Raw genomic sequence first — 23,802 nt, forward strand, 5'->3', positions numbered from 1 at the left:
TGCGATGGACGAATGGATCGACTACTACGACTCCACGCATACGATTTATGTGAGCAGGCTGCATCGCGACCTGCATTTCCAGGTCATCGCGCGCGATATCATCGGCTATATCGCTTCGCCCGACGCGGTCGTGCTGGACTATGCCTGCGGCGAAGCGCTGTCGGCTGCCAAGGTGGCGGACGCCTGCGCAAAACTCTATCTGGCCGAACCGGCGCCCGGCGTCCGCGGCCGGCTGATCGCGCGTTTTGCGCCGAACACCAAGATCCGCGTCCGCTCGCTCGAGGATCTCACGCGAATGGCGGAAAGCTCGGTCGACCTCGTCGTCATGAATTCGGTCGCGCAATACATGACGCCAGGGGAGTTGGATTCGGCGCTTGCCGTCATTCGCCGGTTGTTGAAGCCCAACGGTCGCCTGGTGCTCGGCGATATCCTGCGGCCAGAAGTCGGCATGGCCAAAGACGTGCTGGCGCTCTTGAAATTCGCCGCCGCGCACGGCTTCCTGAAAGACGCGCTTTATGGCCTTGCGAGCACGGCGCTGTCGGACTACCGCCAACTGCGCACGCGCGTCGGGCTGCAGCGCTACCGTGAAGACGAGATGATCGAGAAGCTCGCCGCCTCAGGCTTCACCGCCTCCCGCGCGCATCAGAACATCGGCCACAACCCGTGGCGGATGACGTTCGTCGCGCGGCACGCATTCCAGCGCCATTAAGCGCGACGCGCGTTGAGGTTGTTTTAACCCTAAAGCACGGTAAGGATGGTTCACCGCGCCGTGATGGGCAATGATTGCTACGGCCCGGTGGCGGAAGCGTCGACGCGGGAGCAGTGCAATGCTCTTTATCCTGGTTCAAATCCAGGCCGGGCCTCCAGCCTTCGCTGCTCCGCAGCTTCGGCTCGGCAAGCCAGCGGTGGCGAAGGCTGTCGCGCCGTAGCGGAGCGAAGGCGGACCTCAGAAATACGGGTCAATTTCCTCAAAAACGCGGTTGATGAAGGTTTTTGGGGGGTTTCGCGGGTGCGGAATCTGGTCTAAAGACCACCCGCGCGCGAGGATGACCCGCGCTCTTGGCTTAGGGGACGCGCGGCTGCGCGCCCTTTTTTTGTGCCCAAAATCCAGTCTGAGAGCTGATGCCCAAAAGAACAGATATCTCCACCATCCTGATCATCGGCGCGGGTCCCATCGTGATCGGCCAGGCCTGCGAGTTCGATTATTCCGGCACCCAGGCGGTGAAGACGCTGAAGGAAGAGGGCTACCGCATCGTCCTCGTCAATTCCAATCCGGCCACCATCATGACCGATCCGGAATTGGCTGATGCGACCTATATCGAGCCGATCACGCCCGAAATCGTCGCCAAGATCATCGAGAAGGAGCGCTACGTCATCCCCGGCGGCTTTGCGCTGTTGCCGACCATGGGCGGGCAGACCGCGCTGAACTGTGCACTGTCGCTGCGCCGTCAGGGCACGCTCGACAAATTCGACGTCGAGATGATCGGCGCCACCGCTGACGCGATCGACAAGGCCGAAGACCGCCAGCTTTTCCGCAACGCGATGGAGAAGATCGGTCTTCAGACGCCGAAATCGCGGCTCGCCAATGCCTCGGCGCTGAAAAAGTCCTATCGCGACAAATACCTCGCCGAACGCGAGAAGCTAACGGGCGACGCGCTGGATGAGCTCGAACGGCAATGGACGCTCGGCGAAAACGAGCGCCGCAAGCGCTACCAGGAGCACGCGCTCGGCGAGGCGCTGATGGCGCTGTCCGAGATCGGGCTGCCTGCGATCATCCGCCCCTCCTTCACCATGGGCGGCACCGGCGGCGGCATCGCCTACAACAAGGAAGAATTCCTCGACATCATCGAACGCGGGCTCGACGCCTCCCCGACCAACGAAGTGCTGATCGAGGAATCCGTGCTCGGCTGGAAAGAGTTCGAGATGGAGGTGGTGCGCGACAAGAAGGACAATTGCATCATCGTCTGCTCGATCGAGAACCTCGATCCGATGGGCGTGCACACCGGCGATTCCATCACCGTGGCGCCGGCGCTGACGCTGACCGACAAAGAATACCAGATCATGCGCGATGCCTCGATCGCGGTGCTGCGCGAAATCGGCGTGGAGACCGGCGGATCCAACGTGCAGTTCGGCGTCAACCCCGACGACGGCCGCATGGTGGTGATCGAGATGAACCCGCGCGTGTCGCGCTCCTCGGCGCTCGCATCAAAAGCCACCGGCTTTCCGATCGCAAAAGTCGCCGCCAAGCTCGCGGTCGGCTACACGCTCGATGAAATCGCCAACGACATCACCGGCGGCGCCACGCCCGCCTCGTTCGAGCCGACCATCGACTATGTCGTGACCAAGGTCCCCCGCTTTGCGTTCGAAAAGTTTCCCGGCGCCTCCACCACGCTGACGACCTCGATGAAGTCGGTCGGCGAAGTCATGGCGATCGGCCGCACGTTCCAGGAGAGCCTGCAGAAGGCGTTGCGCGGGCTCGAGACCGGACTGACCGGGCTCGACGAGATCGAGATCGAGGGGCTCGGGCGCGGCGACGACAAGAACGCGATCCGCGCCGCGTTGGGCACGCCGACGCCGAACCGCATCCTGCAGGTGGCGCAGGCGATGCGGCTCGGCTGGTCGAACGAAGACATCTTCAATTCCTGCAAGATCGATCCGTGGTTCCTCGCCGAGATGCGCGGCATCATCGACATGGAAACGAAAATCAGGACGCATGGCCTGCCGCCCAACAGCTATGGCATGCGCATGCTGAAGGCGATGGGCTTTTCCGACGCACGGCTTGCCGTGCTGTCCGAGTCCACCGAAGCCGAGATCACCGCGAAGCGTCACGCGCTCGGCGTACGCCCCGCTTTCAAGCGCATCGACACCTGCGCCGCCGAGTTCGCCTCCCCCACCGCCTACATGTATTCGAGCTATGAAGCGCCGTTTGCGGGCGCGCTGGCCGACGAGAGCGCGCCCTCCGACCGCAAGAAGGTCATCATTCTCGGCGGCGGCCCGAACCGGATCGGCCAGGGCATCGAATTCGACTATTGCTGCTGCCACGCCTGCTTCGCGCTCGACGATGCCGGGTATGAAACCATCATGATCAACTGCAATCCGGAGACGGTGTCGACCGACTACGACACCGCCGACCGGCTGTATTTCGAGCCGCTCACTGCCGAGGACGTGCTGGAAATCGTCGCCACCGAGCGGCAGAACGGCACGCTACACGGCGTGATCGTGCAGTTCGGCGGCCAGACCCCACTGAAGTTGGCGCGCGCGCTGGAAGCCGCCGACGTGCCGATCCTCGGCACCTCGCCCGACGCCATCGACCTCGCCGAGGACCGCGACCGTTTCAAGCGCGTTCTCGACAAACTGAAGTTAAAGCAGCCGAAGAACGGCATCGCCTATTCAGTCGAGCAGGCGCGGCTGGTGTCAGCCGATCTCGGCCTGCCGCTGGTGGTGCGTCCGTCCTACGTGCTGGGCGGCCGCGCGATGCAGATCATCCGTGAGGAAACCCAGCTCGACGATTACCTGCTCGGGACGCTACCCGAGCTGGTACCGGCCGACGTCAAGGCGCGCTACCCCAACGACAAGACCGGGCAGATTAATACCGTGCTCGGCAAGAACCCGCTGCTGTTCGACCGCTATTTGTCTGATGCCACCGAGATCGACGTCGATTGCCTCTGCGACGGCAACGACACCTTCATCGTCGGCATCATGGAACATATCGAGGAAGCCGGCATTCACTCCGGCGATTCCGCCTGCTCGCTGCCGCCGCATTCGCTGGACGGAAAGATGATCGAGGAGCTCGAGCGGCAAACCCGCGAGCTCGCACTCGGCCTCGACGTGGTCGGCCTGATGAACGTGCAGTATGCGATCAAGGACGACGAGATCTACGTGCTCGAGGTCAATCCGCGGGCGTCGCGCACCGTTCCGTTCGTCGCCAAGGTCGTCGGCACGCCGGTGGCGAAGATCGCTGCACGGATCATGGCCGGCGAGAAGCTCGCCGATTTCAAGCTGAAGAAGAAGCAGCTCGGCCATGTCGGCGTCAAAGAGTCGGTCTTCCCCTTCGCACGCTTCCCCGGCGTCGATACCGTGCTCGGTCCGGAGATGCGCTCGACCGGCGAGGTGATGGGCATCGACCGCTCGTTCGAGGTGGCGTTCGCAAAAAGCCAACTCGGCGGCGGCACCCGCGTGCCGCGCAAGGGCACCGTCTTCGTCTCGGTGCGCGAGATCGACAAGACCCGTATCGCCGAGGCGGTCCGGCTCTTGCACTCGCTCGGCTTCAAGGTGATGGGCACCTCGGGCACCCAGCGCTTCCTCGCCGACAAGGGCATTCCGACCGAGAAGGTTAACAAGGTGCTGGAAGGGCGGCCGCACATCGTCGATGCCATCACCAATGGCGACATTCAGCTCGTTTTCAACACCACCGAAGGGCCGCAGGCACTGGCCGACAGCCGTTCGCTGCGGCGGGCTGCCCTCTTGCATAAAGTGCCGTATTACACCACTCTTTCGGGTGCTGTTGCGGCCGCCCAGGGCATCCGCGCCTATCTGGGCGGGGACCTTGAGGTCCGCACGCTACAGAGTTATTTTTCCGAAAACTGATCGTTTGCCGGGCGAAAATGCCCGCGAAACGATTGGCAATAAGCCGGCATGGCTGGAACCCACCGCCCTTTGGATGTTGTAAGGCCCCTGACGGGGCCTAAAATCAACGGGCTGGCGGGTTCGTGTGTCGAGTTCCTGATCGAAATCGAAAGCGTGGCTCGTGCGCGCAACTTCTGGCGGCTCGCACGAGGGAAGGACGGAAAGAGATGATGGACAAGGTTCCGATGACTGCTAGCGGGTATGCCGCCCTGGAGGTCGAATTGAAGCAGCGCCAGTCGGTGGAGCGTCCGCGCATCATCGAGCATATCGCCGAGGCGCGCTCGCATGGCGATCTCTCCGAGAACGCGGAATATCACGCGGCCAAGGAAGAGCAGTCGCACAACGAAGGCCGCATCGCCGAGCTCGAGGACAAGCTCGCGCGCGCCGACATCATCGACATCTCGAAACTGTCCGGCGACACCGTCAAGTTCGGCGCGACCGTCACGCTGGTCGACGAGGACACCGAAAAGAAAGCGGTGTGGCAGATCGTCGGCGAACCGGAAGCCGACGCCAAGAAGGGCCGCATCTCGATCACCTCGCCGCTGGCGCGCGCCCTGATCGGCAAGAAGAAGGGCTCGACCGTGGAGGTCGTGGCTCCCGGCGGCGCCAAGGCCTACGAGATCACCAAGGTCGAGTGGCGCTAGAGCGCGATGACGTTCTTCGAATCGCCATCCCGCCCTATCTCATTTGTTCGAGCATGATCTCCGCGCAAACGCGCTCGGCGTTTGTCGCGAGGGAAAACCGGTATCCACTTTGCGCTGACGCGGCCCTTCGGGTCCGGATCATGCTGTAGTCACCTGCAAGTTACTGTTGCGACAAAGCCGCGTTTCCACGCGGCTTTTTTGTTGCAGCGGTCCTGACAGGAATGTGAGTGGTGGTGCGGCGGATTTCAGAATATCCGAATCCCGGACGATGTTTATAGACTATAACTAACTGGAGCAGGGGCGTGCCGGCGTTGCGAAGCATCGGCATTTTGCGGCGATGAGCTGCAGGCTACTGCCGAGGCGGCATCGTGCTGCGCTGCAATCGCAACAATGTCGCGAAGCTGTGCGGTGAAGGGGAATGATTCAATCTCAGGGGTGTTGTGTCGGCATCACACGCGATCCGACAAGACCGTGTAATCTCGTGGCGCTAAGTTTCAGCGCGTCAAACAAAGGGGGACTAGGACATGGAACAAATCGACAAGATGCTCGCGAAATGGCAACCGCCGGCGCTGAGCCTGTTTCGCTTCATCACCGGGCTGTTGCTGTTTCAGTACGGTGTCGCGAAGATTCTGAAGTTTCCGACTATTCCGGAGGGTAACGCTGCCGCGTTCCTCAACAAGGTGCAGTTGATGTCGCTACCGGGAGCCGCCGGTATGATCGAGTTGATTCTAGGCGGGCTTTTGCTGCTCGGACTGTTCACGCAGCCCGTGGCCTTCATTCTCGCCGGCGAGATGGCCTTTGCCTATTTCATCGGTCATGCGCCGAGGGGCTTCTTTCCGCTCATCAACGGCGGCACGCTCGCGATCCTGTTCTGCTTTGCCTGCCTTTATCTTTCGACTGCAGGCGGCGGTCCGTACAGCATCGACGCGATGCGGAAGAAGTAAAGCTGAGGTCTCACCTCGTCATTGCGAGCCACCCGGTCGGCGCGAAGCGCCGCCGGATGACAGGCTCCGCGAAGCAATCCATCTCTCCGCGTGGGAAGAATGGATTGCTTCGTCGCTTTCGCTCCTCGCAATGACGGGGATAGGCTGGAGCACCTCACCCCGCCACCTTCACATCGAGCGGCACCGCCGCTTCATATTTCGAATTGTGCAGCACCAGCGACGTCCTGACGTTGCGCACATGCGGCGCGGCCGTCAGGTGCGTGACGAAATCCTGAAACGTCGCCATGTCGGGCGCGACGCATTTGAGGATGAAGTCGATCTCGCCCGACAGCATCCAGCATTCCCGCACCAGGGGCTCGGCGCGGACGAAATCCTCGAACGCACGCAAATCCGCATCCGCTTGGCTGGACAAATGGACCGAAGCAAACACGGTGACGTCGAAGCCTAGCCGACGCGGATCCAACAGGCCCCGATAGCCCTGGATGTAGCCTTCTTCCTCCAACGTGCGGACCCGGCGCAGGCAGGGCGGCGGCGAGATACCGACGCGCTTGGCCAGTTCCACGTTGGTGATTCGGCCGTCGGCCTGGATTTCGGCAAGAATTCGAAGGTCGATTTCGTCAAGATTCTTCGACACGCGCGTCGGGTTCCCTAATTCTGGCCGCGTGGGCTGGCCTTACTGGCAACTCTCTTAGCGCACGCCGTGCAGCTTGCGCAATTTTATTGCGCGCCCGATGCCATATTTCGCGATTGTTACTTCAGTTCCGGGGAAAATTCGCTGGGATGAATTGCAATTCTTGCATAGCTACCCAGATATCTTAGACTTGGATTTGACACTTTCAGCGCCGTCGACCTCCTTCCGGGCGCTTTCTACTCAAGTCAAAACAAACCCCCGAATAAGAGAGGGATCCGCCGATGCCTGCGCCTATCCATGCCAAGGTCGTCATTATCGGTTCCGGCCCCGCCGGCTACACCGCGGCGATCTACGCGGCGCGCGCGATGCTGGAGCCGGTGCTGATCCAGGGCATCCAGCCCGGCGGACAACTCACCATCACCACCGACGTGGAAAACTATCCGGGCTTTGCCGACGTGATCCAGGGCCCCTGGCTGATGGAGCAGATGGAGAAGCAGGCGGCCCATGTCGGCACCAAAATCGTCACCGATTTCGTCAACAAACTCGAACTGGCGCAGCGGCCGTTCCGCCTGACCTGCGATAGCGGCGACGTCTATCTGGCGGAAACCGTGGTCCTCGCCACTGGCGCGCAGGCGCGCTGGCTCGGCATTCCCTCGGAAGAAAAGTTCAAGGGTTTTGGCGTCTCGGCCTGCGCGACCTGCGACGGCTTCTTCTACCGCGGCAAGGAGGTGATCGTGGTCGGCGGCGGCAATACCGCGGTCGAGGAAGCGATGTTCCTGACCAACTTCGCCTCGCAGGTCACGATCGTGCATCGCCGCGATCATTTCCGCGCCGAGCGCATCCTGCAGGACCGGCTGTTCAAGAATCCGAAGATCAAGGTGGTGTGGGACTCTGCGATCGACGAGATCTGCGGCGCCGAGAACCCGAGCAAGGTCACCCATGTGCGCCTGAAGAACGTCAGGACCGGCGCACTCACGAGTGTTGCGGCCGACGGCGTCTTCATTGCCATCGGGCATGCGCCGGCCACCGACCTCGTCAAAGGCCAGATCAAGCTGAGGCCATCAGGCTATGTCGAGGTGGCGCCGAACTCGACCGCAACCTCGATCCCCGGCCTGTTCGCCGCGGGCGATGTGGCCGACGAAACCTACCGCCAGGCGGTTACGGCTGCCGGCCTCGGCTGCATGGCGGCCCTTGAGGCCGAACGCTTCCTGGCTTTGCGCGCGAGCGATCGCGCGGCGGCTGAATAGTCATGCCTAGAACACGAGACGGATTTGACATGGACTGGGACAAGCTGAAGGTCTTTCACGCGGCGGCGGAAGCGGGAAGCTTTACCCATGCCGGCGAGCAATTGGGGCTCTCGCAATCCGCGGTATCGCGGCAGGTGAGCGCGCTGGAGCAGGAGCTTGCGGTGTCGCTGTTCCACCGCCACGCGCGCGGGCTCATCCTCACCGAGCAGGGCGATCTTTTGTTCCGCACGGCGCATGACGTCTTCATGCAGTTGCAGGCGGCGCGCGCCAAACTCACCGACAGCCGCGAGCGGCCGAGCGGCGACCTCAAGATCACGACGCCGCCCGCGCTCGGCATCAACTGGCTGATCCCGCGGCTCGACGAGTTCACCGCGCTTTATCCTGATATCCGTATCTCGCTGATCGTCACCGACGAGGATCTCGACCTGTCGATGCGCGAGGCCGACGTCGCGATCCGGACCCGCAAGCCGACCCAGCCCGACCTGATCCAGCGCAAGCTGTTCTCGATCGGCTTCCATGCCTATTGCTCGCCGGAATACATCAAGCGCTTCGGCACGCCGCGGACGCTGGACGACCTCGACTCACACCGCATCATCATGCTCGGCGATGCGCAGGTGCCGCCGCATCTGCAGAACCGGAGCTGGCTGATCGATGCCGGCCGCAACGGCTCGGGCCCACGCGAGGCCTACTTCAAGGTGAACAACATCTTGGGGCTCGTTCGCGCCTGCCAGCAGGGGCTCGGCATCGCCGCCCTGCCCGACTATCTGGTCGAGGAGAACAACCGCCTGGTGCAGTTGTTCGGCGAAACCGATTCGATCGCGGTGGACACGTATTTCGTTTACCCCGAGGAACTGAAGACGGTCGCACGCGTGCAGGTATTCCGCGACTTCGTGGTGAGCAAGGCGCAGCGCTGGCCCTCCTAGAGCATGATCCGGAAAAGTGGGGACCGGTTTTCCTCGGGGGACAAACGCGAAGCGTTTGCCCGGAGATCATGCTCCAAAATAAAAGCTAGAACGGTGGCGCTTCGTCTTTCGCTTTCCGGATTAGCCTATTTTATAGAGGCCCCGCTCTTCGCATGACTGACATGCGGCTCGGACGGTTGCTGCAAGGCACTGATGAGGATCATAGTGCCCAAACGCTGAGCGGTCGCGTCGCGCATATGTCCCCCTCCTCCAGTGACGCGGCGGTTCAGTAATCCCTCTTGGAAGGTGATTGTGTCGGCCTCACGTGGCCAATACCTCAAGCCGGGCTCTTTCGGGCCCGGCTTTTTTTCGCGTCAGTGTCATGTTCCCGCACAGATTGACATTGAGGTTCTCGGCCTCCATCATCTGCACATGATCACGAGTTCGTGCGCAGCAGTGTCGTCGAAAAAAGGTCCCCATCCGGGGACCCGAGATCGACGCGCGCGCTAGTCTGTCGCGAACCCACGATCCCGAACCCCGCCGTCTGGACGGGGTTTTTTGTTGGTCCCGTCTCCGGCGCTTACCCCCAAAGGAGATGGAACGATGACTGCCCCTTCGACCAACGACCTGGCAAGCCGGCTGCAGGGCCTGTGGCTGCCGCTGATCACGCCGTTTCGCGATGGCGAACTCGACGAGGCGTCGCTGCGCCGGCTCGTCCGACACTATGCGGCTGGCCCTGTCGACGGCTTCATTCTCGCGGCGACGTCGGGCGAAGGCATGTCGCTCCGCGCAGACGAACTCGAGCGGCTGGTGACGCTGACGCAGAGCGAACTCTCCGCCACCCGGCGTCACTTGCCGATCCTGCTCGGCCTGTCCGGCGCCTCCACCGCGAAGATGCTCGATGCGCTGGATGAGACGGCGACCTGGCCGATCGACGGCTATCTGATCGCGAGCCCCTATTATATCCGGCCGTCGCAGCGCGGCCTCGTGCAGCACTTCACCGCGCTCGCCGATCACGCCTCATGGCCGGTCGTGCTCTACAACATTCCCTACCGGACAGGCGTCAGTCTCACCAATGAGACGTTGCTGCAACTTGCCTTGCATCCAAACATTGTCGGCATGAAGGATTGCGGCGCCGACCGCGCGCAGTCGATTGACTTTCTGGCGAGACGGCCAGCAGGCTTTCGCGTGCTGACCGGCGAAGACGCGGAGTATCACGACGCGCTCGCCGACGGCGCCGATGGCGCAATTCTGTTGTCGGCGCATCTGGAGACCGAGGCCTTCGCATCGCTGCGAACGCTGCTCACGCAGGGCGACCGCGACGGCGCGCGGGCGCGCTGGAAGAAGCTCTCCCGGCTGTCCCGGCTGTTGTTCGCCGAGCCGAGCCCGGCGCCCGCAAAATACTGGCTGGCGCGCAACGGACTGATCGACAGCGCCGAGGTTCGCCTGCCGATGGTGGAGATAAGCGCAGAGTTGGCGGCATTGCTCGACGAGGAAGTCGAACAGCGGAGGCCACAGCTTTTGCGGCGGGCTTAAGCATGGCATCGGCTCCCTCTCGCCCGATGGCGAGAGGGAGAAATGGAATTAGCTCACCAGCAGGCGATAGGCCATCACGGGTGCGAAGCCGAGCAGCATCGCCCAGGCGGCGAATGACGACACCAGAAGAACGTCGTGCATGCTCTGGGCGTATTCGGCAATCGGAAATTTCTTGTCGTAAGTGCTCATCGTTTTTCCCCGTCGTTTTTCTGAGCGGGAGATCCATACGCCTAAAATTCTAACGTTACGGGGGAGGCTTCGATCGACTTTGACGGCATGCGGTCACGGAAAGTTAACCAGACATGGCGGTGGTTAATCGGCGGTAGCAGGTGCGGTCAAATGCAAGCGAAATCGCAACCGGCTTTTTAAAACCGTTGGCGTATCAACATCCCCATACAACAGAAAAACGCGGGGGCGCGTCGTGCATTTCGAGAACAACAGCATTCCTGGACAACAGGGCTTTTCAACCGAGGACATTCTGTGGGCTGTCGGCGTCTGGTCGGTGATCCTGACGCTGTCGCCGGTGGTCGTGTTCTACGTGCTGATGGTGGCGTAACAAGTAACAAAAAGAAAAACGCGCGGGGCCCGCGCGTTCTTTATCAGTCCGGCAGATCGAGAGCGGCGTTGTTACGCCGCCTGCTTGTGCATGGCGCCCGATGCCGACGCCGTTCCGCGGATCGCCTTGATCGAACGTTCGATCGCGCCCCACAGCCTGCTGATCTCCGCGGCCGCCCGGCCTTCCGCGTAATATTCGCGGGCGCCTTCGCCCTGGCTCAGCGCCATGATCAGATCGGCGCGGTTGGTGATCTGGCCGCTCCACACCGGCGCGCGGAATTTCGCCAGCGCTTCACGCGCGATGCTGACGATGCGGCTCTCGGCGCCGTCGCGTTCGGCAGGCGCACCGTTGATCACGACCGCGTAGGGCTTGCGCGCCGAACGGCAGGTCTGAATGGTTTCCTGCACCGCGTTGACGTCGAACACGCCGGGCCGCGCCGGAATTATCACCATGGTGGCGTTGCGGATCGCATCGTCGACGACGGCCGACAAATTCGGCGGCGTGTCGATGAACACCCATTCGATGCCGTCGCGCTTGGCGGCAGCGACGATGCCGCTGACGGAATTCACCGCGGCCTTGATCGGCGGCTCGTTGGTGCCGCGCAATTTGTGCCAGAGCGTAAGCGAGCCCTGCGGATCGGCATCGACGAGCAGGATGGGCTTCGTTGCCTTGTGAACATGGGCAGCGAGGTGAGCAGCCAGGGTACTCTTTCCCGAGCCCCCCTTACGTGATGCGAAAACAATTACGTTCATATCTTGGCCTCCAGTTGACCCCAGAAGCCGAAAATGAATCAGCGCGGTGATTCGTGAAAGAAAAATTTATCACCCGCCGTGATGAAGCCACTTAATTGCCAATAAGGCTGGTTTTTGAGTCACACCGTGCAACCCCGGTGACCTTGAGAAGGAATCGAAAGCTCACCTTGCCTGGCTCACTGCGCGCCTTTTGTGCGCTCGCGTTCGAGCTTTGCGCGCTGGCGTTCGAGCCATTTGCGTTCGATCCATCCAAGCCCCAGCGACAACGGCTTCTGCAGTGGCGGGATGTCCTGCGCGAACAAAAGGAGTCCGAGCGGCAGCATCCAGAGCCCGAGCACAGGCAGGAAGCTGAGAAAGCCGCCGGCGACCAGCAGTATGGCAAGCGGTACTCGGACGTAGATCGACGACGGCTTGCGCACCCAGCCGACGAACTTCGCCGGCCCCGATGGCAGCTTCCTCTCGAACCAGGCAAAATGCCGGTCGAGCTCTTTACTGTGATCTATCAATGAACCCTCTCCTCTTCCCCATGGGAGATGTTCACTGAATCGGCCGCTGGCAAGCGTCAGTCTGTCGCGAAAAGCGACCTTGAAACGGGCGCGCTGCCGTCAGGTCGCAGGCTTTTTCGGCTTTTTTCGCGGCTTGGCCGCAGCGGCTTTGCGCGGGGCTGCCGGCCGGATGATGGTCGGCCGGCCCACCGGCCGGGCCGTGATTTCATCGGGCTCGGGACGGAAGTGCGCCCGGCAAGCCGGCGAGAGCTGCGACTTGTTGCGCACCATGCAGGCGGTGACGCGGCTGATGTCAGGGATATCGGAGCTGCAGAGGCGGAACGCGTCCCCGGTGCAGGCCTGCTCCTGTTCGCGTGTATAGGTCTGACTGACGGCGGGCGAGATCGAAACGGCTAGTGCGGCGGCAAGCAACAATCCGAGCTGAAAATTTTCGATCCGAAAAATCGCCATGAATTCCCCCAAGCCGCAATGATTTACGGAATAGTGGGTGAACGAGTGGGGCTTGGCAAGCACGGCTGGACAACGCGCCACAGCACAAGTGTCGCGGCAGGTCGGGAGATAATTCAGCGACTGAAGGATTGGTACAGTTGGGTGGGCTCGAACCACCGACCTCCTGTTCCACAGACAGGCGCTCTAACCAACTGAGCTACAACTGCATCCCTCACGCGGAAGCCCCAAAGAGGGGGGCGCGAATTGGCCGGAAACTAGGTGCAACGCCGGCCTTTGGCAAGGCCGGGAAGCATCTGATTATAGTCGTTTCGGGCGCGTGTTGCGTTCAAACGCGGATCGCGCCGGGGCCCGCAAAATGGTCCCGTAACAGCAAAAAGCCCGGGGCGCTTCGCCCGGGCTTTTCGTTGGCGATGCGAGCCCGATCAGGCGGCGGGCTTGTAGTACTTCGAGGCGGAGGCCTTGATCGGCTCGACGGTCTCGGTCGCAACCTTCTGGCCAAGCTCGGCAAGCTCCTTGGCCTGCGCGGTGAAGGCCTCGTACTGCTTCTTGGCGTGCGCAGTCCACAGTTCGAGCGCTGCCGCCGGCGTCTTCACGCCGAGCAGCTCCTGCGCGAAATCGAGCGAGGACGAGGTGTTGGCCTTGAAGAACTCGATCAGCTTGGCGTTGTACTCGCTGGCGCCCTTGCTGGCGGTAGTGAACACGGCCTCGATGGTGCCATTGTGGGTTTCGGCTGCATCCTTGAACTTGGCGTAGTTGTCGCGGGCCTGCGAAACGCCCTTTTCGGCGAGTGCGCGCATCTGCTCGGGAACTTCGAAGGGAATGATGGAGGCGGAGAAGGGATCGGTGGAGCTGGTCACAGGTTGCATCCTTCACAATGGGGTTAATCGATGTTCCCCTGGCGGGTGCCGGGCGGACGACCGGAAGGAACGCCAAAAGGGATCACATACACACACGCACTCACGGAAGTTTGCCCATCCACGGGCTCGCCCAATAAGCACCCATATCGTGTCAAATTTGTGCAACGCACTGCAATTTCTGGTGCGACGCCGCATAGGGACCCGCACCGGATGCGTCTTCCAGTCGGTCCATTTGGCGGTTGCAGTACTGCCCGCTGCAGGCGGGGGTCAGGCTTTCGGCTTCGCCGCATCCATGGCGGCTTTGCCGACGATCTGGCTCATCTCGCTGGCCTGCTCCGCCAGCACACGCATTTGCCCCTGCACATATTCGCTGTGCAGCCGCGTCACCTCGGCCAGATCCTTGGCCTTCAGAAGTGACTGCGCGTAATCGAGCGAGCCCTGCACGTTCTTCTCGGCATAGGCGACAGCCTTCTGCCGGACATCCTTGGCGCCCTCGCGCATCGAGGCATTACGCTCCTCGATGGTATCCGCGGTGGTCTGCGCGGCGGCGACAAATTTCTCAAACGTCTTGCGGGCCTGCTCCAGGCTCGCCTCCGCCATCGATCGCATTTCCTTGGGTATCTCGAAACGGTCTCGCACTTCGCCACTCATGGCGCGTTCCTTTGCATTGGCTGGGATTGCGTCCGGATACTGTCAGGGGGCCGCTCCGGGGACGGATGCGGCGCCGGGAGGTTCCCCGTTGAACCCTTGACTGCCGTTTGCAACCACCCAACGCGGCGGCCAGCCAAAGGGTCCAGCCGGGGTTAAGGTTATCCGCCGCTTAAACCACGGCCGGACGGCCGGGCCGTGGACCTGCTGCCGCCGGCTTGCGATAGTAACGATCCCTTAAGGTTATCGGCATTTTGGTGCCGATCGTGGCGCCGGACGGTCATGTAGTTGCGATGAAGGACGCGGAATTTCAGTGGCGGATGCAGAGCGATCCGCGATTGGCGGCCTATGCGGCGAGCCGCCCGCCGGCATGGCTGTGGACGGCCGACGGCAGGCGGATCCTGTGGGCCAATCCGGCCGGCGCCCGCATGTTCGGCGCCGCCAGCGCCGCAGCCCTTGCTGAGAAGACCTTCGGACCGGCCGACCGGCACCGGCGGCAGATCGCGCGGCTCGCAGGACGGCTGCTCGCCAACGGCGCCATCCGCCTGGAGCGGTTACAGGGGTTTGGCGCAGCGCCCGGCATGCTTGCGACCTGCGGCTGTTCGCGGTTCGACTTTCCCAATGGCAGCCATGGTGTCTTGATCGCGGCCGGCGACATCGCGCTGATCGCGCCGCGGCCGGCGCGGGCGCATGAGCAGCCCGAGAACGAGATGCGGCCCGAGGCCACAGCCTCAAAGCCGGCCCCGCAGCCGAGCGCGCCCGTCATGGAGCAAGCGGCCGTGCCGCAGCCAGTTCCCGATTACGACCAGCCCGCGCAATCGGGCGAAGCGCCCGCCGAGTTTGCATTGTTCGATGCGTTTGCCGAGCCAGCCGCCGCGGAGGAGCCGGCCGCGACGGAGCCTGCTCCACGCACGCCATTCCCGGCGCTCGAAGCATTCGCCAGGCAGCCGACCCGCCGCCTGCCGCTGCGCTTCACCTGGCAGATGGATCGGGAAGGCCGCTTCACGCTCGGGACCGACGAATTCACTGGCCTGATCGGCCCGCGCACCACGGCCGGCTTCGGGCGGCCATGGCGCGAGATCGCCGAGAGATTTGCGCTCGATCCCGACGGGCGGGTGATGAAGGCGTTCGCCACATGCGCGACCTGGAGCGGCATCGTGCTGAACTGGCCGGTCGATGGCGGCGGCACTCTGCCGGTTGAATTGTCCGGCTTGCCGATTTTCGACGGGCAGCGGAATTTCATCGGATATCGCGGCTTTGGCGTCTGCCGCGATTTCGACGCCCTCGCCCTGCTCGCCGCCCTGCGCCTGGCGGAATTGACCGGCGAGATGGCAATGCCGCAAGAGCCGCCCGCCCCGGAATTTCCCAGCCCGACAGGCGTTGCACCGCCTTTGGTCGACGATTTGCCCGAACCGATTGCTGCCGAGACTTCACATCAAAACGATTTGGAAACGCCCGTGGAACCTCCCAAGGAAAGCGTCAAGGAAAGCGCCAACGAAGCCTTGAAGGACACCGTGACGGAATTGCCCGCAGATGCTCCCAACGTCGTGCCATTCCGCGCGCCCGGCGAGGCGAAGCCGCTATCGCTGACGCCGGTCGAGAACAGTGCCTTCGACGAACTCGCGCGGCAATTGTCGGCGCGGCTCGTCACCGAGAATGGTAACCAGGCGGTGCCGAACGTCACCGGTGAAACGATCTTTGAACCAACCGTCGCATCGTTCGCGCGCGAACCAGCCGGCGGGCCGCCCGAATGGTTGGCCTCGCCCGAACCGCCCGCGCATGGCGAAGCCGCGCGCGACAAGGCGCTGCTCGATCTCTTACCCGTCGGCATCCTGATCTACCGCCTCGACCGCCTGCTCTATGCCAACCCCGCCTTCCTGACGCAGATGGGCTATGCCAGCGTGCATGCGCTGGAAGAGGCCGGCGGCCTCGACGCGCTCTATGTCGAACCCGGCACGTCGAATGCGTCCTCGACATCGGACACCGGCAGGCCGGTGACGATTTCCGCAAGCGGGCCTGCGGATGCAAACGCGCCGTCATCGGCCGCCGAGGCCCGCCTCCACACGATTTCATGGGACGGCGATTCGGCGCTGGCCCTGATCTTCTCGACCACGCGCCATGAGGGCGCGGCGATCGCCGCCGCCATCTCGCAAGCCGAGCCGGTAGCGGAGCTGGACATCCCCGAACCGTCCGATGTCGGCCATGCCAACGCCGAAGAACTCGCCGCCATCCTCGACACCACAGCCGAAGGCATCCTGATGTTCGATGCCGAAGGCAACATCCATGCAGCCAACCGCAGCGCCGAAGCGCTGTTCGGCTATGACGGCGACGAACTGGTCCAACGCAATCTCGCCGATCTCTTTGCGCCCGAAAGCCAGCACGGCGTGTTCGAATATCTCGCCGGCATCAAGGCCTCCGGTGTCGAAAGCCTGCTCGATCACGGCCGCGAGGTGCTCGGCCGCGAAAGTAAGGGCGGCATCATTCCGCTGTCGATGACCATCGGCCGCACCCGCCCAGACGGCCCGAATTTCTTCGCGGTGTTCCGCGATCTCTCGCAGGCCAAGAAGACCGAGAGCGAGTTGCGCGAGGCGCGACGGCTGGCGGAACGCGCCGCCAACGCCAAGGCCGACGTGCTGGCCCGGATCAGCCACGAGGTGCGAATGCCGCTGAACGCCATCATCGGCTTTGCCGAAGTGATGATCGGGGAGCGTTTCGGCGCGCTCGGCAACGAGCGTTACCGCGAATACATGAAGGACATCCGCGCCGCCGGCGAACACGTGATCGCCATCGTCAACGACCTGCTCGATCTCTCTCGGATCGAAACCGGCAAGCTCGATCTCGCCTTCACCAACCAGAATCTCAACGAGATGGTCGAGAGCTGTGTGGCGGTCATGCAGCCGCATGCCAACCGCGAGCGCATCATCATCCGCACTTCGCTCGCGCACACGCTGCCGCCTGTGATCGCAGACGCGCAGGCGTTGCGCCAGATCACGCTGAACCTGATCGGCAATTCGATCCATCTCGCCAATGCCGGCGGCCAGGTCATCGTCTCGACCGCGCTGTCCGATTTCGGCGATGTGATGCTGCGGGTCCGCGACACCGGCCACGGCCTCAACGACAACGAGGTTGCCGCAGCCCTCGAGCCGTTCCGCACGCGGGCGCCGTCGGATCAGTCCGAGAGTGCGGTCGTCAGCCTGTCGCTGACCAAGGCGCTCGTCGAAGCCAACCGCGCCAAATTCCAGATCAAGACCGGCGGCCGCTCCGGCACCCTGATCGAGGTCGTGTTTCCGCCCGCGGTGGTGCGGGCGTAGCCGGAGACGAACGGGCGTGGGTAGCCGCAGCGTCGATCACGTCACTATTGGCGAGAGAAACGCTGGAACGCTGCGGCCATCGCTGCGCAAATAGTCGGCCATCGGTCGAACGACCTTGATGACGGCCGGTCTCGTCGTCATGCGCTGCCGCCATTGCAGAAGTCTCGGCGTTTCGCCGGTCATGTCGGCACCCATGCGGGCACCGAAGAGCTGGGCCATATAGAACGCGATATCGGCAAAGGAGTATTCGCCGGCGAGAAACTCGCGGTCGCCAAGGACACGCTCCATGGTTCGATAATAGGCAGCAGCGGCCTCGCGCGCGGGCTTCCCGGCAGGATCCCTTGGCGTATTCCAGAGCGGCATCAATTTGATGATATGCGGGAAATAGACCTCGTCCGATTCATGCTCCAGCCGGCGAGCCCAGGCTCGCGCGGCAGGGGTCGCAGGCCACAGCGCAGGGCTCGGCTTGATGTCTTCGAGATACTCGAAGATCTGGGTGGAATCGAAAATCTCGAGATCGCCATCGATCAGCACCGGGACCTGGCGCTTCGGATTGATGCGCAGGACTTCCGGATGCTTCGGCGCATAACCCTCCTTCTGGGTGAAGGGGACCATGACCAGTTCGAAATCGATGTCCTTCTCGTGTGCAGCGATCTGAACCTTTGCGCCGAACATGCTCAGGGCGGCGGAGAACAGCCGCATCTTGGGGCCGCTGCTTCGATCGGCTTCTCGACCGGATTGAGCATTCTCGTGCATCGATTTCCCCTCAATCATCAGCGGCGCGTTCGCCTCCGAGGCCGTGGCCCCTTCGTCATCGCGTCTTATTCAGGCGCCACAGCCAGGCCAAGGCAACGCAAAGCACGGTGCCTGTTCGGGACGTGTGCCGAGCAGTTGGCGTTTCACTTTCGGTCAGGCAAGTGCCGAAGGCCAAAAACGCACGAGCTTCAAAGCCCTGACGAAATCTGAAAGATCCGGTCCGCCCCCACAAAGGTCCTTCTGGACAGCGGCGGATTTTCCGGCTGATATGCGACGAATTGACACACAGCGGCTCCGCGTGAGCCTGGAGGAAATCCCATGATGCCGTTTCATACGCGCCTGTTCGGCGCGGTCGTCGCGTTGACGCTTGCAGCCACAGCACCTGCCCTCTCGCAGCAGCTCGAGCTCAAGATCATGGCGCCCGCAGCCCCCGGCGGCGGCTGGGATCAGACCGCCCGCGCGATGCAGCAGGCTTTGGTCGCTGCCAAGATCGCCCGTAGCGTCCAGGTCACGAACGTTGCCGGCGCCGGGGGCAGCATCGGCATCGCGCAGTTCGTCAATGGCGCCAAGGGTGACGGCAACCAGATGATGGTGAACGGCTTCGTCATGGTTGGCGCGCTCGCCATGAACAAGTCGCCGGTGACGCTCGAACAGGTGACGCCGATTGCGCGCCTCACCGAGGAAATCCAGGTGATCGTGGTGCCGGCGAATTCGCCGCTCAAGACAGCGCAGGATCTTGCCGCGGCCGTGAAAGCCGATATCGCCAAGGTAACCTTTGCCGGCGGCTCGGCCGGCGGCGTTGATCATGTGATGGCAGCGTTGTTTGCGGGAACGATCGGCGCCGACGCCAAGAAGATCAACTACATTCCATTTTCCGGCGGCGGCGAGTCGCTGGCGGCCATTCTCGGCGGCAAGGTCACCGCAGGCATTTCGGGCCTGAGCGAATACGAAGGACAGATCAAATCCGGCAAATTGCGCGCGCTCGGCGTGACCTCGGAGAAACGTATCGCCGGAATCGATATTCCGACCTTCAAGGAACAAGGGATCGACCTCGTGCTCGCCAACTGGCGTTCGGTGGTCGCGCCTCCCGGGATCACGCCGGAGCAGCGCAAGACGTTGAGCGACGCCGTCGAGAAGATGATCAAGTCCGACGCCTGGAAGGACATCCTCAAGCAGAAGGGCTGGGATGACGCCTATCTTTCTGGCGATGCGTTCGCCGACTTCCTGAAGAAGGAAACCGCGCGTGTCACCGACGTCTTGAAGTCGGTCGGCCTCGTCAAATCATGACGGACCTTCCGCAGGCCCCGGCGGCGCGGCGCATCGATCGTGCGGGCCTGGTCGTTGCCGCGGCGCTCGCAGCGCTTGCCGCGGTGCTGGTATGGGACTCCAGGCAACTGCCGGCTACCACCATGTACGGCATGGGGCCCGAGGTGATGCCGGTCGTCGTCGCGGTCGGGCTCGGCCTGCTCGCGATCGGCAATCTGATCGATGCGTTGCGCGGCAACCTGCCGCCGCGCGAAAGCGCCGATCCCAGAGCGGTGCTGCTGATCCTCGGCGGACTTGCGCTGCTGATCGCCATCATCGGCCTCGGCGGCGGCTTCATCCTGGCGACATCGGCGCTGTTCGTCACCACCTCGGCGGCGTTCGGGCGCCGCGCCATCCTCGCCGACCTCGTCATCGCGCTCGTGATGACCACGCTGATCTATCTCGCCTTCGATCGGGTGCTGACGCTGAGCCTGCCGGCCGGCCCTCTGGAAAGACTGCTGTAATGGAAACCTTCGCTGCGCTTGCGCATGGCATGGCCGTCGCCGTCCAGCCGATGAACCTGCTTTATGCGCTCATCGGCGTGTTCCTCGGCACTGCCGTAGGCGTGCTGCCCGGCATCGGACCGGCGCTCACCGTCGCGTTACTGTTGCCGGTGACCTACAAGCTCGATCCCGGCGGCTCGCTGATCATGTTCGCCGGAATTTATTACGGCGGCATGTATGGCGGATCGACCACCGCCATCCTCATCAACACGCCCGGCGAGAGCGCGTCGATGGCAACCGCGCTCGAGGGCAACAAGATGGCCAAGGCCGGCCGCGGCGGTCCGGCGCTGGCGACGTCGGCGATCGGCTCATTCGTCGCGGGCACCATTGCCACCATCGGCCTGGCTTTTCTCGCACCGTGGCTGGTGGATTTTGCCGTGCGCTTCGGGCCTGAAGATTATTTCGCGCTGATGTGCGTGGCCTTCGTGACGGTGTCTGCGACCTTCGGCGATTCGCCGATCCGCGGGCTGACCAGCCTGTTCATCGGGCTGACGCTCGGGCTGATCGGCATCGACAAGCTCACCGGCCAGGCCCGGCTCGCGTTCGGAATTCCCGAACTGCTCGACGGCGTCGAGGTGACGACGCTGGCGGTCGGCCTGTTCGCCTTAGGCGAAGCGCTCTACGTCGCATCGCGCCGCCATCACGCCGAGGAGAAGATCGAGCCGGTGCGCGGCTCGCTGTGGATGACGAAGCAGGACTGGATGCGGTCGTGGAAGCCGTGGCTGCGCGGGACGATGTTCGGCTTTCCGATTGGTGCGCTTCCCGCGGGTGGCGCGGAAATTCCGACATTCCTGTCCTACTCGACCGAGAAGCGGCTGTCGAAACATCCGGAGGAATTCGGCAAGGGCGCGATCGAAGGCGTCGCCGGGCCGGAAGCTGCCAACAACGCCTCCGCCGCCGGCACGCTTGTGCCGCTATTGACGCTCGGGCTTCCGACCTCGGCGACGGCTGCGATGATGCTGGCGGGCTTTCAGCAATACGGGCTGAACCCGGGACCGCTGCTGTTCGCCGAGCGGCCCGATCTGGTGTGGGGCCTGATTGCGAGCCTCTTCATCGCCAACGTGATGCTGCTGGTACTCAACCTGCCGCTGGTCGGGCTATGGGTAAAACTGCTCGCGATCCCACAGCCGTGGCTGTACGCCGGCATTCTCGTGTTCGCGACCATGGGCACCATCGCCGCAAAACCTTCGGTGGTCGAGCTGTCGATGCTGGCAGCCTTCGGCGTGTTGGGCTTCCTGATGCGTCGGTTCGACTTCCCGATCGCACCTGTCGTCGTCGGCCTCATCCTGGGTCCAATCGCCGAAAGCCAGTTGCGCCGCGCGCTCGCGATCAGCCTCGGCGATCCCATCGTGCTGCTGCAGAGTCCGATGTCGGCGACGCTGCTCGGCATTGCGCTGATTGCGCTAGTAGCGCCGTTCGTGCTGAAGGGGCTCGGCCGGTTCAAGGCGAGCGAGGACTAGGTTCAGTATTCATCAATCCAGATTCGTGAGCGCGGCTTATCGATGTCCGCTATCCGGCGCTTTGCGGCCTCGAATCAGACGTCGCCTGAAGTCCGAAAAGGGCCAACAAGCGACATACCGGCAAGAAAAACGGTTGGCCGCCGTGAACCGGCTCACATACGGCAACGCCGCAGCCGCGGTATTCCTTCGAATTAGCCTTGCAGCCGTTTGAAAGCAGCGCGTTGTGTTCTCAAACTGGTCAAACCATTGAAGCCTGCGTTGCGAACCGACCTCTGCCGCCGCAAGTCCAATTGTCTGACTGTATTCAACACGCGCCATGTCGAAACAGGAGGAGCTCATGGCCAGGACAAATGCTTCGTTCGGGACCGGCGACCTGCTGTCCTATGCGGACGACGGGACTCCCGGTAATGTCAACGTTGGGAGCCCAATGGTCGTCGGGTTCGGCGGGTGGCAGGATTTTAAGTTTCTCTTCTCCGGTAGGAATGTTCGCCGGTTCGAGCCGACCGGCCTGGGCGGCCGGATGACGGGCAACGCGCTGGTTAGGCCAGCTCTGGACGTTTGCGATCAGGCGATCTGTGAGAACCGCATCTACGCTGTGAGGAGACCAGACGACGACCTGCTGTCCTATGGGGACGACGGAACTCCCGGTAATGTCTCGAGCCCAGTGGTCGTCGGGGTCCGGCACGGATGGCAGGATTTCTGGCGTCTCTTCTCCGGTGTAAACCTCGCCGGTTGGCCCCGCATCTACGGTGTGGCCAGCGGGGGCCGACTTGTGTCCTATGGGGACGACGGGACTCCCGGTAATGTCAAACACGGGAGCCCGGTGGTTATCGGGCCCCAAGTTGGTGCGTGGTCTTTCGATTTTATCTTCTCCGGTAGGAACGTCGCCGGTGAGAACCGCATCTACGCTGTGAACCACAACGGCGACCTGCTGACCTGGGGGGACAACGGAACTCCCGGTAATCTCTTTGCCGGGAACCCATGGATGGTCGTCGGGTTCGGCGGGTGGCAGGATTTTAAGTTTCTCTTCTCTGGTAGGAACGTTGCCGGTGAGGACCGCATCTACGCTGTGAACCACAACGGCGAACTGCTGTCCTATAGGGACAACGGAACTCCCGGTAATGTCTCGAGCCCAGTGGTCGTCGGGGTCGGCGGATGGCAGGATTTTAAGTTTCTCTTCGCCGGTAGGAACATCGCCGATGAGAACCGCATCTATGCTGTGGTCGCCTAACCTGAAGGGTGCGGAAATTGATCGGCACCGTCAGCGACGATGTTGTGGCTGATGTGTAAGCAGGGTCGATGTGCTGGATCTTCACGGTACCTCGGTCAAGCTTTTCTATGATGGACGCTTCGGCGGACGATCCAAGCGAACGCTGCCGGCGCCAAGGCAACCATGCCGTTCTGACCTCCTCCCACTTCAACGTCAGCTTGGGGTCAAAATGCGACATCGCCGGCTTAAGAATGCGCATCCGCTTTTCCCCCAAGATCGGACTTTACAGATCGATGCAGCCACTTCTGCCCAGGGCCAGAAGCCGAACCGAGACGGCGTCTTTTCAGCAAGGGGCCCCATGACAAACCATCGGGCTTACAGGTAAACTCCCCTCCCAATGCCGCCCAGCCCTTTATTCCCTTGTCCGTGCTGTGGATTTCCCACTCTTTCCGAGAGGAGTGCATGGGAAATCTGCTGCGTTTGCTGGTGGGAAGATGATGGTCAGGGCGATGTAAGCGTCATGAGGTTTGGGGAGGACCGAACGGGAGCTACTCGCTCGCCGCTGCGCGCGCGAATTTTTTCTCGCATGGCCACATGTACGACCGGGGAAAAGGAATCCAGATCGTTGAGCGACCCTCAGTAGAGCGAAGCGCATTGCTATCCTACGTTCGCGGCGTGCTTGACTCTCATGAGGCTCTCGACCCAGGCAAGCTTCAAAAGTTGATCAATGCTGATCGAGAGGCGCGCAATTGATTGGCCCTTTTTGGGGCGCACGCGAGTCCGTTCTGGGTCATTTGCGTCGATTTGCCATATCTACGATATGTCCGATATCCGGCCCATTTCGGAGCTGCCAGTAATCTTTCTATCGGGGGACCGGTCCTGTCTGAACATCAGGGTCGGCACAAATCTTGCTCGAATCCACTCTGCCTGAATGCATCCGACTGCGGATCGCCTGTTT

Annotated in this window: 22 protein-coding genes and 2 tRNA genes; 15 read left to right on the forward strand and 9 right to left on the reverse strand. The window is 62.5% G+C overall.

Translation table 11 applies throughout. The features are described from left to right. Positions 1 to 4 precede the first annotated feature (4 nt). The 5 genes from V1273_RS29925 (at position 5) to V1273_RS29945 (ending at position 6,214) form a co-directional block, all read left to right on the forward strand. Positions 5 to 709, forward strand: a complete 705-nt coding sequence (locus tag V1273_RS29925) for a class I SAM-dependent methyltransferase (RefSeq protein WP_334369023.1) — start codon at positions 5 to 7, stop codon at positions 707 to 709. Positions 710 to 790: 81 nt separating this feature from the next. After that, a tRNA-OTHER gene (locus tag V1273_RS29930) sits at positions 791 to 866 on the forward strand. 256 nt (positions 867 to 1,122) lie between these two features. Next, on the forward strand, positions 1,123 to 4,587 hold the full coding sequence (gene carB / locus V1273_RS29935; RefSeq protein ID WP_334411760.1) for a carbamoyl-phosphate synthase large subunit: 3,465 nt from the start codon (positions 1,123 to 1,125) through the stop codon (positions 4,585 to 4,587). A gap of 209 nt (positions 4,588 to 4,796) precedes the next feature. Then, the gene (gene greA / locus V1273_RS29940; protein WP_141686413.1) at positions 4,797 to 5,270 is read left to right on the forward strand and encodes a transcription elongation factor GreA; all 474 of its coding nucleotides are present in this window, start codon (positions 4,797 to 4,799) and stop codon (positions 5,268 to 5,270) included. A 533-nt stretch (positions 5,271 to 5,803) separates the two neighbouring features. Next, complete coding sequence (locus tag V1273_RS29945) at positions 5,804 to 6,214, forward strand: DoxX family protein (RefSeq protein ID WP_334369024.1); 411 nt, start codon at positions 5,804 to 5,806, stop codon at positions 6,212 to 6,214. A gap of 154 nt (positions 6,215 to 6,368) precedes the next feature. On the opposite strand, the gene V1273_RS29950 is transcribed toward V1273_RS29945, so the two are convergent. Further along, positions 6,369 to 6,848, reverse strand: coding sequence for an Lrp/AsnC family transcriptional regulator (locus V1273_RS29950; RefSeq protein WP_213254143.1), 480 nt, complete (start codon positions 6,846 to 6,848; stop codon positions 6,369 to 6,371). Between the two features lie 278 nt (positions 6,849 to 7,126). Here V1273_RS29950 and trxB point away from each other — a divergent pair, with 278 nt between their 5' ends. The 3 genes from trxB to dapA all read left to right on the forward strand — a co-directional run bounded on the left by trxB (position 7,127) and on the right by dapA (position 10,530). After that, positions 7,127 to 8,092 carry a thioredoxin-disulfide reductase gene (gene trxB / locus V1273_RS29955; RefSeq protein WP_334411761.1) on the forward strand — a complete coding sequence of 322 codons (966 nt, stop codon included), beginning with the start codon at positions 7,127 to 7,129 and terminating at the stop codon, positions 8,090 to 8,092. A 2-nt stretch (positions 8,093 to 8,094) separates the two neighbouring features. Next, complete coding sequence (locus V1273_RS29960; protein WP_028350191.1) at positions 8,095 to 9,015, forward strand: LysR family transcriptional regulator; 921 nt, start codon at positions 8,095 to 8,097, stop codon at positions 9,013 to 9,015. 582 nt (positions 9,016 to 9,597) lie between these two features. After that, the gene (dapA, locus tag V1273_RS29965) at positions 9,598 to 10,530 is read left to right on the forward strand and encodes a 4-hydroxy-tetrahydrodipicolinate synthase (protein WP_334411762.1); all 933 of its coding nucleotides are present in this window, start codon (positions 9,598 to 9,600) and stop codon (positions 10,528 to 10,530) included. A gap of 48 nt (positions 10,531 to 10,578) precedes the next feature. Here the strand turns inward: dapA and V1273_RS29970 are convergent, their stop codons facing one another. Beyond that, positions 10,579 to 10,719 (reverse strand): hypothetical protein, encoded by a 141-nt coding sequence (locus tag V1273_RS29970; RefSeq protein ID WP_334364991.1) that lies wholly within the window; start codon positions 10,717 to 10,719, stop codon positions 10,579 to 10,581. A 232-nt stretch (positions 10,720 to 10,951) separates the two neighbouring features. On the opposite strand from V1273_RS29970, the gene V1273_RS29975 reads away from it, so the two are divergent. Next, entirely contained in the window at positions 10,952 to 11,086 is a 135-nt protein-coding gene (locus tag V1273_RS29975) for a hypothetical protein (protein ID WP_334364992.1), read from the forward strand. Between the two features lie 71 nt (positions 11,087 to 11,157). Here the strand turns inward: V1273_RS29975 and V1273_RS29980 are convergent, their stop codons facing one another. From V1273_RS29980 to V1273_RS30005, 6 genes are all read right to left on the reverse strand, one after another. Continuing rightward, positions 11,158 to 11,838, reverse strand: a complete 681-nt coding sequence (locus V1273_RS29980; RefSeq protein ID WP_065743187.1) for a ParA family protein — start codon at positions 11,836 to 11,838, stop codon at positions 11,158 to 11,160. 176 nt (positions 11,839 to 12,014) lie between these two features. Next, positions 12,015 to 12,344, reverse strand: coding sequence for a hypothetical protein (locus V1273_RS29985; RefSeq protein ID WP_334364993.1), 330 nt, complete (start codon positions 12,342 to 12,344; stop codon positions 12,015 to 12,017). A 99-nt stretch (positions 12,345 to 12,443) separates the two neighbouring features. Beyond that, complete coding sequence (locus V1273_RS29990) at positions 12,444 to 12,794, reverse strand: hypothetical protein (RefSeq protein WP_334411763.1); 351 nt, start codon at positions 12,792 to 12,794, stop codon at positions 12,444 to 12,446. A 129-nt stretch (positions 12,795 to 12,923) separates the two neighbouring features. Beyond that, positions 12,924 to 13,000, reverse strand: a tRNA-His gene (locus tag V1273_RS29995). A gap of 216 nt (positions 13,001 to 13,216) precedes the next feature. Then, positions 13,217 to 13,651 (reverse strand): phasin, encoded by a 435-nt coding sequence (locus V1273_RS30000; RefSeq protein ID WP_334364995.1) that lies wholly within the window; start codon positions 13,649 to 13,651, stop codon positions 13,217 to 13,219. 267 nt (positions 13,652 to 13,918) lie between these two features. Next, entirely contained in the window at positions 13,919 to 14,302 is a 384-nt protein-coding gene (locus tag V1273_RS30005; RefSeq protein ID WP_334364996.1) for a phasin family protein, read from the reverse strand. 290 nt (positions 14,303 to 14,592) lie between these two features. On the opposite strand from V1273_RS30005, the gene V1273_RS30010 reads away from it, so the two are divergent. Further along, positions 14,593 to 17,610, forward strand: a complete 3,018-nt coding sequence (locus tag V1273_RS30010) for a PAS domain S-box protein (RefSeq protein ID WP_334412290.1) — start codon at positions 14,593 to 14,595, stop codon at positions 17,608 to 17,610. Between the two features lie 36 nt (positions 17,611 to 17,646). On the opposite strand, the gene V1273_RS30015 is transcribed toward V1273_RS30010, so the two are convergent. Continuing rightward, a complete protein-coding gene (locus tag V1273_RS30015; RefSeq protein ID WP_334411764.1) occupies positions 17,647 to 18,366 on the reverse strand; it encodes a glutathione S-transferase family protein in 720 nt (239 codons plus the stop codon). 318 nt (positions 18,367 to 18,684) lie between these two features. Here V1273_RS30015 and V1273_RS30020 point away from each other — a divergent pair, with 318 nt between their 5' ends. The 5 genes from V1273_RS30020 to V1273_RS34145 all read left to right on the forward strand — a co-directional run bounded on the left by V1273_RS30020 (position 18,685) and on the right by V1273_RS34145 (position 23,487). Next, positions 18,685 to 19,653 carry a Bug family tripartite tricarboxylate transporter substrate binding protein gene (locus tag V1273_RS30020; protein WP_334411765.1) on the forward strand — a complete coding sequence of 323 codons (969 nt, stop codon included), beginning with the start codon at positions 18,685 to 18,687 and terminating at the stop codon, positions 19,651 to 19,653. Next, positions 19,650 to 20,135, forward strand: a complete 486-nt coding sequence (locus tag V1273_RS30025; protein ID WP_334380198.1) for a tripartite tricarboxylate transporter TctB family protein — start codon at positions 19,650 to 19,652, stop codon at positions 20,133 to 20,135. Before V1273_RS30020 ends, V1273_RS30025 begins: the two co-directional genes overlap by 4 nt. Further along, positions 20,135 to 21,634 (forward strand): tripartite tricarboxylate transporter permease, encoded by a 1,500-nt coding sequence (locus V1273_RS30030; RefSeq protein ID WP_334411766.1) that lies wholly within the window; start codon positions 20,135 to 20,137, stop codon positions 21,632 to 21,634. Before V1273_RS30025 ends, V1273_RS30030 begins: the two co-directional genes overlap by 1 nt. Positions 21,635 to 21,971: 337 nt before the next feature. Then, positions 21,972 to 22,865: a tachylectin-related carbohydrate-binding protein gene (locus tag V1273_RS30035; RefSeq protein ID WP_334411767.1), complete on the forward strand. Its 894-nt coding sequence runs from the start codon at positions 21,972 to 21,974 to the stop codon at positions 22,863 to 22,865. A 376-nt stretch (positions 22,866 to 23,241) separates the two neighbouring features. Further along, positions 23,242 to 23,487 carry a CPCC family cysteine-rich protein gene (locus V1273_RS34145; protein WP_442894120.1) on the forward strand — a complete coding sequence of 82 codons (246 nt, stop codon included), beginning with the start codon at positions 23,242 to 23,244 and terminating at the stop codon, positions 23,485 to 23,487. Positions 23,488 to 23,802: the final 315 nt, after the last annotated feature.

The sequence above is a fragment of the Bradyrhizobium sp. AZCC 1721 genome (genome assembly GCF_036924715.1).
In the GTDB taxonomy this organism is placed as follows: domain Bacteria; phylum Pseudomonadota; class Alphaproteobacteria; order Rhizobiales; family Xanthobacteraceae; genus Bradyrhizobium.

Coding starts and splice junctions, on each gene's coding strand:
- greA (WP_141686413.1), top strand. CDS start 4,797: ATGGACAAGGTTCCGATGACTGCTAGCGGGTATGCCGCCCTGGAGGTC.
- V1273_RS30020 (WP_334411765.1), top strand. CDS start 18,685: ATGATGCCGTTTCATACGCGCCTGTTCGGCGCGGTCGTCGCGTTGACG.
- V1273_RS29960 (WP_028350191.1), top strand. CDS start 8,095: ATGCCTAGAACACGAGACGGATTTGACATGGACTGGGACAAGCTGAAG.
- V1273_RS30030 (WP_334411766.1), top strand. CDS start 20,135: ATGGAAACCTTCGCTGCGCTTGCGCATGGCATGGCCGTCGCCGTCCAG.
- V1273_RS29970 (WP_334364991.1), bottom strand. CDS start 10,719: ATGAGCACTTACGACAAGAAATTTCCGATTGCCGAATACGCCCAGAGC.
- V1273_RS29980 (WP_065743187.1), bottom strand. CDS start 11,838: ATGAACGTAATTGTTTTCGCATCACGTAAGGGGGGCTCGGGAAAGAGT.
- V1273_RS30035 (WP_334411767.1), top strand. CDS start 21,972: ATGGCCAGGACAAATGCTTCGTTCGGGACCGGCGACCTGCTGTCCTAT.
- V1273_RS29925 (WP_334369023.1), top strand. CDS start 5: ATGGACGAATGGATCGACTACTACGACTCCACGCATACGATTTATGTG.
- V1273_RS34145 (WP_442894120.1), top strand. CDS start 23,242: ATGCCGCCCAGCCCTTTATTCCCTTGTCCGTGCTGTGGATTTCCCACT.
- trxB (WP_334411761.1), top strand. CDS start 7,127: ATGCCTGCGCCTATCCATGCCAAGGTCGTCATTATCGGTTCCGGCCCC.
- V1273_RS30010 (WP_334412290.1), top strand. CDS start 14,593: ATGAAGGACGCGGAATTTCAGTGGCGGATGCAGAGCGATCCGCGATTG.
- V1273_RS29990 (WP_334411763.1), bottom strand. CDS start 12,794: ATGGCGATTTTTCGGATCGAAAATTTTCAGCTCGGATTGTTGCTTGCC.
- V1273_RS30015 (WP_334411764.1), bottom strand. CDS start 18,366: ATGCACGAGAATGCTCAATCCGGTCGAGAAGCCGATCGAAGCAGCGGC.
- dapA (WP_334411762.1), top strand. CDS start 9,598: ATGACTGCCCCTTCGACCAACGACCTGGCAAGCCGGCTGCAGGGCCTG.
- carB (WP_334411760.1), top strand. CDS start 1,123: ATGCCCAAAAGAACAGATATCTCCACCATCCTGATCATCGGCGCGGGT.
- V1273_RS30025 (WP_334380198.1), top strand. CDS start 19,650: ATGACGGACCTTCCGCAGGCCCCGGCGGCGCGGCGCATCGATCGTGCG.
- V1273_RS30005 (WP_334364996.1), bottom strand. CDS start 14,302: ATGAGTGGCGAAGTGCGAGACCGTTTCGAGATACCCAAGGAAATGCGA.